Source organism: Holtiella tumoricola (assembly GCF_027857615.1).
GTDB lineage: Bacteria > Bacillota > Clostridia > Lachnospirales > Cellulosilyticaceae > Holtiella > Holtiella tumoricola.
Genome location: NZ_JAQIFT010000020.1, coordinates 23,676 through 30,410, shown reverse-complemented (window position 1 = coordinate 30,410; position 6,735 = coordinate 23,676). Strand labels below are relative to the sequence as shown.

The 6,735-nt window shown below is 30.9% G+C and carries 7 protein-coding genes, 1 tRNA gene and 1 rRNA gene; 8 read left to right on the top strand and 1 reads right to left on the bottom strand.

All coding sequences use genetic code 11. The features are described from left to right. Positions 1-62: 62 nt before the first annotated feature. The 6 genes from rrf to PBV87_RS05585 all read left to right on the top strand — a co-directional run bounded on the left by rrf (position 63) and on the right by PBV87_RS05585 (position 3,314). Positions 63-180 (top strand): 5S ribosomal RNA (gene rrf / locus PBV87_RS05610). A 4-nt stretch (positions 181-184) separates the two neighbouring features. Next, positions 185-266 (top strand) — tRNA-Tyr (locus PBV87_RS05605). Positions 267-400: 134 nt separating this feature from the next. Beyond that, complete coding sequence (locus PBV87_RS05600) at positions 401-1,141, top strand: alpha/beta fold hydrolase (RefSeq protein ID WP_053982633.1); 741 nt, start codon at positions 401-403, stop codon at positions 1,139-1,141. 209 nt (positions 1,142-1,350) lie between these two features. Further along, positions 1,351-2,091, top strand: coding sequence for a hypothetical protein (locus tag PBV87_RS05595; protein ID WP_271011447.1), 741 nt, complete (start codon positions 1,351-1,353; stop codon positions 2,089-2,091). 325 nt (positions 2,092-2,416) lie between these two features. After that, positions 2,417-2,614, top strand: coding sequence for a cold shock domain-containing protein (locus tag PBV87_RS05590; RefSeq protein ID WP_053982631.1), 198 nt, complete (start codon positions 2,417-2,419; stop codon positions 2,612-2,614). A 124-nt stretch (positions 2,615-2,738) separates the two neighbouring features. Further along, positions 2,739-3,314 carry a DUF975 family protein gene (locus PBV87_RS05585; RefSeq protein ID WP_053982630.1) on the top strand — a complete coding sequence of 192 codons (576 nt, stop codon included), beginning with the start codon at positions 2,739-2,741 and terminating at the stop codon, positions 3,312-3,314. Positions 3,315-3,387: 73 nt separating this feature from the next. On the opposite strand, the gene trhA is transcribed toward PBV87_RS05585, so the two are convergent. Continuing rightward, the gene (gene trhA, locus PBV87_RS05580) at positions 3,388-4,035 is read right to left on the bottom strand and encodes a PAQR family membrane homeostasis protein TrhA (protein WP_271011446.1); all 648 of its coding nucleotides are present in this window, start codon (positions 4,033-4,035) and stop codon (positions 3,388-3,390) included. Positions 4,036-4,204: 169 nt separating this feature from the next. Here trhA and PBV87_RS05575 point away from each other — a divergent pair, with 169 nt between their 5' ends. Both PBV87_RS05575 and PBV87_RS05570 read left to right on the top strand, forming a co-directional pair. Beyond that, positions 4,205-4,774: a DUF1836 domain-containing protein gene (locus PBV87_RS05575; RefSeq protein WP_271011445.1), complete on the top strand. Its 570-nt coding sequence runs from the start codon at positions 4,205-4,207 to the stop codon at positions 4,772-4,774. Positions 4,775-5,012: 238 nt separating this feature from the next. Further along, a complete protein-coding gene (locus PBV87_RS05570; RefSeq protein ID WP_053982627.1) occupies positions 5,013-6,671 on the top strand; it encodes a phosphoenolpyruvate carboxykinase (ATP) in 1,659 nt (552 codons plus the stop codon). Positions 6,672-6,735: the final 64 nt, after the last annotated feature.

Sequence of the window (6,735 nt, the reverse complement as noted above, 5' to 3'; positions counted from 1 at the left end):
GATTGCAGTATTTGTTTTTGAGAGTATGAGGTTTTATACTTAAACTAAATATTCTAAGCATTTTTGGTGACGATGCGCTTTAGGGAAACACCCGTTCCCATACCGAACACGTAGGTTAAGACTAAAGCGGCCGATGGTACTTGTCTGGAGACGGACCGGGAGAGTAGGTGGTTGCCAAATTTAAGGAGGGGTTCCCGAGTGGCCAAAGGGGGCAGACTGTAAATCTGTTGGCACCGCCTTCGAAGGTTCGAATCCTTCTCCCTCCATGTTAAAAGTGTAAGATGAAAATCTTACACTTTTTTATTTTATATGAAAATGATATTGGAATATACTTACTTATTTAAGGATATAGTTAATGATAGTGATAAGAAAGTATAGTACTAAGGAGAGAATATAAAAGATGTATTTTGAAGAAATAGGGGATCCAAATAAACAAACTATAGTTATGTTACATGGAGCAGGTATGCCTCAAACCTTTGTGGGACAGTATGAGCTTGCAGATAAGTATCATCTTATATTACCTCATTTATACGGCAATGGAGAAGAATCAAATAAAAGTTATAACAGAGAAGAATGTATAGAAGGTATCTTAGAAATAGTAAAAGGTTTAAATAAAGATAAGGTAAGTATAGTTGGATTTTCATTAGGGGCACAGCTTATAATTCCTATTTTATGCTCTGCAGAGAATTATTTTAATAAAGCTATCTTAATAAGTCCTTGGATATGTAAAAGTGAACAAGGAATAGAAGAGGTAACAAAAGTTATAAAGAACCAAATGGTAAGAGCTATGAAAATAAACTGGTTTTTAAAGATTCAAGCTAAATGGATAGGTATGGATAAGATACAAAGAGAGAAGTTTCTTAAATACTGCAAGGAAACTACAGTAGATAATCTAGTAAATATGACTTTATATGGCGTAAATATAGAGGACTATAATGAGTATAGAGATATAAAGATTCCTATGCTAGCGTTAGCAGGATCTAAAGAGAGTAAAGAAGTCATAACTTCAGTAGATACACTAGAGAAATTAAATAAGAATTGTTATTCAAGAATTCTTACTAATTTTGAACATGATATTCCTTATAAGCAACCTAAGCATCTTAACGAAATTATTGATACATTTTTAATGGAAAGTAACTAATAAAAATAATAAAGAAGAGAGCATTTCAGGATTAATGAAATGCTCTCTTCTTTATTATAAAAATTTAATATTACCAATATGAGATGAAGATTATCAAAAATAATATAACTAAATATTTTAAAATTGATAAATAAATTTATCTAGATAAAATTGTAAAATATTTACAATTGTGTTATACTGATACAACTTAGGTTAGGGGGGATATACTAATGAAAAGAAAAGTTAGATTAATAAGTAGTATAGTAGTATTAATGATAATAGTAATAGGTTTTAGAGTAGGGCAGCTATATGGAAGGGATATACCCATTGATTTAAAAACTTATATTGGACAGGCATCTAGTATACTTCCTAAAGGTTTAATGAGTAATGGGATAGAGAGTATAATAGATGAAGATAATATTATTACAAAGATACAAATAAATAGAGAAGGGTATTGGATAGATAGTATTCAAGTTGGAGATAGTATAGACAAAATCTATAAAGTGTATCCAGAAGAGTGGATTAATGCAAGGGAACATTCTATAGAGATTATTTATGGTAAAGAAAATCATTTTGGAGTAGCTACCGAGCATATTATCTTTACTATAGGGAATGAAAATAAAGTCCAAAGTATTATATTAGGACAGATAACTCCTTTTACAGGTTTAGATTTACCTAATTCAAATGTAGAGGCAAAGCAATATCTAGAAGGTAAGTGGAAGTCAAATTCAGCACATATTTTGGAGTTTAATGGATATGCTATGAAAGATAGTTATCTAGATAATTTATGGACTAATCAAAGTTATATTATAACATCACCTAATAGCCTTATAATTTATAGACAAAAGGAAAATCAAGAAGAAAAAGTTAAAATTAATTTTTGGGTTACAAAGGATAGACTTTATGTATTTTCGATAGATCTGCATGGAAAACCTATACAAGAAAGTATAGAAATTTTTTATAAGATATAGTTTATAAAGATATAAAATTTATCTTATAAAAGTATTTAAATTAAAAACTATATATATCATAATAATACAAATTATATTTGATATTAAAATAAAAATTAAGTGAAACCTATAATGTTTATGTATGAATTGACTGGATTTAATACAAATTACACAAAAAGTATAAGCAAATCACTTGATTATTTATGGTGCTTATGATATCCTATTTATGTAAGTTAAAATATTGGAATTAAACGAAGGTAGGCCGCATGTTACACAAAACACTGGACCGAAAGCGTTTTGTAGTACAGTGTTTTAGCAGTAACTTTTTTTATAAGGAGGCCTAGTAATGGTAGGTAAAGTTAAATGGTTTAATGCAGAAAAAGGATTTGGATTCATTGAAAGAGAAGATGGAGATGACGTTTTCGTACATTTCACAGCTATCCAATCAGAAGGATTCAAAACATTAGAAGAAGGTCAAACAGTTGAATTCGACATCGTTGAAGGAAACAGAGGGCCACAAGCTGCTAACGTAACACGCAAATAATTTATGTTTATAAACCTGTGAGTTTAACTTACAGGTTTTTTTATTTGTAATCATATTATTAAGTAACCTTTAATAGATTAGTTAATGGGGAAATTTTTAATTTTTTATAAAGGGGGTTTGATATATGTTTACAAGAACTGAAGTAAAAGATCAGAGTAAAGAACAATTAAAAGGAAGATGGGCAGTTACAGGTGGATTATTTTTAGTTATTACTATCATTACATGTGGCATTCAATATATCCCTTATATAGGAGTATTAGCTTCTTGGATTGTAATGGGGGCTTTTACGCTAACATATGCATTAATAAGTCTAAAAGTTGTTGATAGGCAAGAATTATCTATAGAAGATGCATTCTCAGGATTTAGAAATTTTGTAAATGCATTAGGATTATTCTTTTGGCAACAACTATGGGTATTCTTATGGAGTTTATTACTTATTATACCTGGAATTATAAAAGCATATAGCTATTCTATGTGTTTTTATGTTTTAGCAGATCATCCAGACATTGGAATATGTGAAGCGCTTAATGAAAGTAAGCGTATTACGAAGGGATATAAGATGGACCTATTTATTTTAAGTTTATCTTTCTTAGGATGGGGAATTTTATCTGTATTAACGTTGGGAATAGGATTCTTTTGGCTTATACCTTATATGGAGGTCACCTTGGCAAATGTTTATAGGAAACTAGCAAGTCAATAGATTCTATAGAATAATAGACTAAAAAAATAGAAAGGGCTGCATAGTAGCCCTTTCTATTTTTTTAGTCTATATATTATAATACGTAATTAAATACACACCAGTAATGGCATGCACTACCTAATAGCACAAAAATATGAAAGAGTTCATGGAAACCAAATTGTTCAGATATATTTGGCTTTTTAAAGCCATAAATAATACCCCCAATAGTATACATGATACCTCCTAGTGCTAACCATGTAGTGCCACCTACACTAAGCGCTTTGGTAAGAGGATTGAGTGCTAGGAGAGCAACCCATCCCATGCCAATATAAAAACTCGTTGATATCCAGCGTGGCATATTAATCCAAAACATTTTGAGTGTAATACCTATGATTGCTAAGGTCCAAACTAATGTAAGAATAGTAATTTGCCATACTCCAGAAAGCGTTAATAAACAAAATGGAGTATATGAGCCAGCGATAAGTATGAAGATCATAGAATGATCTAATTTTTTTAGCTTTAATAATACAGCATCTTTAGCACGTACAGCATGATAAATACCACTAGCAGTATATAAACTAACCAGGCTTAACCCAAAAATAATAATTGAGACAATAGCTGTTGTAGTAAGAGGAAGACCTTTACCACCATATATAAGTAAAAATATTGTTCCTACAAGAGATAAACCAGCACCTAAAAGATGTGTGTACGCATTAATAGGTTCTCTAACAGAATTATTCATTTAAACATCTCCTAACTATAATATGTAGTTTTTAATACTACTTAATATTATAACTAAAATATATCATATCATACATTCTATAGTCAATATAGTATCTAGAATAATTTGGCTTGATTTTATAAGGGGGATTAGTTATGATAAATTTAATAGGACTAAAGAAGGTGCGAATATGGAAAAGAAGTGGTTAGAAGAACAAGTAGCAAGCCTTAGATTAGATGAACATATGGCTTTAGAGGACATTCCTAATCTTGATTTATATATGGATCAATTGATTACTTTATTTGAAAGTAATCTTAGCCATACTAAGCGACATGAAGACGATAAGTTACTTACAAAAACAATGATTAACAACTACACAAAAGATAAAGTATTAATGCCAGCGCATAAGAAAAAGTATACAAAGGATCATATTGTTTTAATGCTACTTCTTTACCAATTAAAAAGTATTATTAGCATTAGTGATATAAAAGATGTATTTTCTGTGTTAAAGCAAGAAGATAATATAGATAGCGAGACATTAACAAATCTTTATAAGGCTTGTTTGAATAGTAGAGAGAAAGAAATGAGTTATTTTGAACTAGGTATAGAAAAAAGAGTTGATACTGTTAATGAGGAATTAGATAAATGGGGAATAAAAGATGAAAAGATAGGGGCAGCCCTTTTAGTCTTTACCTTAATTGAGCAAGCAATATATCATAAACGTTTGGCTGAAATTATTATTGATAAATGTATTAAATAATAAATAAAAAAGTTATGTTAATTAGTTAATTAACATAACTTTTTTATTTATTGAATGATATTTTTAATTAAATATAGATTTATATATATAGTTGTTAATTTATTAATAATATCTGAAATTTGTATTGACAAACATTGTAACAAATTAGATAATTATAATTGGGAAACGATTTTTTTTTGAATAATATTCCTAATAGCTATGTATATTTTACTTATGTGTAAATAAGGAGGAGTTTATAATGGCAACAAAATCTAGATTTCCAAGAACTGAAATTGGTGCAAACAATCCTATCTTTGGACAAATTCGTACCACAATTGAAACAGCATTTTACGGTAATAATGTAACACCAGTAACTTCTTTAAAAGAAGCTTACAAACTTGCTGCAAATGCACCAGGTACAATCGTAACAGATATTCCTGTATATAGACCAGACCTACTTGGTTTAGATGATGATACAAAAATTCTTCTTTTCAATGATGGTGCTGTAAGTGGACGTGCAGCAGCAGCTCGTAAAATTATGGGTGAACCAGGTGTTAACCAAGGTGAATATGCTCTTAAGATTAGTGAAGCTATCTACAAAGCACGTACTAAAAAATTATATCATGCACAAGCTATTGTAGGTCTTGATAAAGATTTTTCAGTAAAAGCACATCTTTGTATTCCAGCAACACAAGAAAATATTATGTATTCATGGTTATTAAACTTCCAAGCAATTAATGAAGAAGTAGCTAAAATGTATGCAGATTCTAAGGTATATCCAGATGGAGACCTTTACATATTCTCAGATCCAGATTGGTCACACCCAGATCATCCAATGGGACTTACATTCTTCGATCCAGAACATAACTGTGCAGCTATCTTAGGTATGAGATACTTTGGAGAACACAAAAAAGGTACATTAACACTTGCTTGGGCTATGGCTAATCGTCATGGCTATGCATCATGCCATGGTGGACAAAAACGCTATAACTTAGAAGATGGTAAATCATTTGTTGCTGGTGTATTTGGTCTTTCAGGATCAGGTAAATCAACACTTACACATGCTCGTCATGGTGGTAAATATGATATTACAGTACTTCATGATGATGCTTTTGTTATCTCAACAGAAAATGGTTCATCAGTAGCACTTGAACCAGCATACTTTGATAAAACACAAGACTATCCACTTACATGTGAAGATAACAAATATCTTGTTACAATGCAAAACTGTGGTGCTACAATGGATGAAGATGGTAAAATCGTTCCTGTTACAGAAGATGTTCGTAATGGTAACGGTCGTGCAGTAAAATCAATTCTTTGGTCACCAAACCGTGTAAATAAATTTGATGAACCAGTTAATGCAATCTTCTGGATTATGAAAGACCCTACAATTCCACCAATTGTTAAATTAAGTGGTGCAGAACTTGCTTCTGTAATGGGTGCTACACTTGCTACAAAACGTTCAAGTGCAGAAAGACTTGCTCCAGGTGTTGATCCAAATGCATTAGTAGTTGAACCATATGCTAACCCATTTAGAACATATCCATTAGTAAATGACTATGAAAAATTCAAAGCATTAGTTGCTGAAAGAAATGTAGATTGTTATATCTTAAATACTGGCGATTTCATGGGCAAAAAAGTAACACCAAAAGATACTTTAGGTGCTCTTGAAGCAGTAGTAGAAGGTAAAGCAGAATTCAAACCATGGGGACCATTCTCAGATATTCAAATTATGGAGATTGAAGGCTTTGTACCAAACTTTGAAGATGCTCAGTACGTTGAACAATTACAAAAACGTATGCAAGATCGTGTAGATTTCATTAAATCTCGCGATACAGAAAAGGGCGGATTCGATAAACTTCCAGCAGACGCTTTAGAAGCATTACAAAAAGTAGTTGACCAAGCACATAAAGCTTAACATACAAAAAAGGTGTTGCATGAATGCAGCACCTTTTTTGTATGTTTATAAATTGATATGGATA

What these genes read in the sequence shown, in the direction of transcription:
- PBV87_RS05590 (WP_053982631.1), top strand. Translation starts at nt 2,417, where the DNA reads ATGGTAGGTAAAGTTAAATGGTTTAATGCAGAAAAAGGATTTGGATTC.
- PBV87_RS05600 (WP_053982633.1), top strand. Translation starts at nt 401, where the DNA reads ATGTATTTTGAAGAAATAGGGGATCCAAATAAACAAACTATAGTTATG.
- PBV87_RS05585 (WP_053982630.1), top strand. Translation starts at nt 2,739, where the DNA reads ATGTTTACAAGAACTGAAGTAAAAGATCAGAGTAAAGAACAATTAAAA.
- PBV87_RS05575 (WP_271011445.1), top strand. Translation starts at nt 4,205, where the DNA reads ATGGAAAAGAAGTGGTTAGAAGAACAAGTAGCAAGCCTTAGATTAGAT.
- trhA (WP_271011446.1), bottom strand. Translation starts at nt 4,035, where the DNA reads ATGAATAATTCTGTTAGAGAACCTATTAATGCGTACACACATCTTTTA.
- PBV87_RS05570 (WP_053982627.1), top strand. Translation starts at nt 5,013, where the DNA reads ATGGCAACAAAATCTAGATTTCCAAGAACTGAAATTGGTGCAAACAAT.
- PBV87_RS05595 (WP_271011447.1), top strand. Translation starts at nt 1,351, where the DNA reads ATGAAAAGAAAAGTTAGATTAATAAGTAGTATAGTAGTATTAATGATA.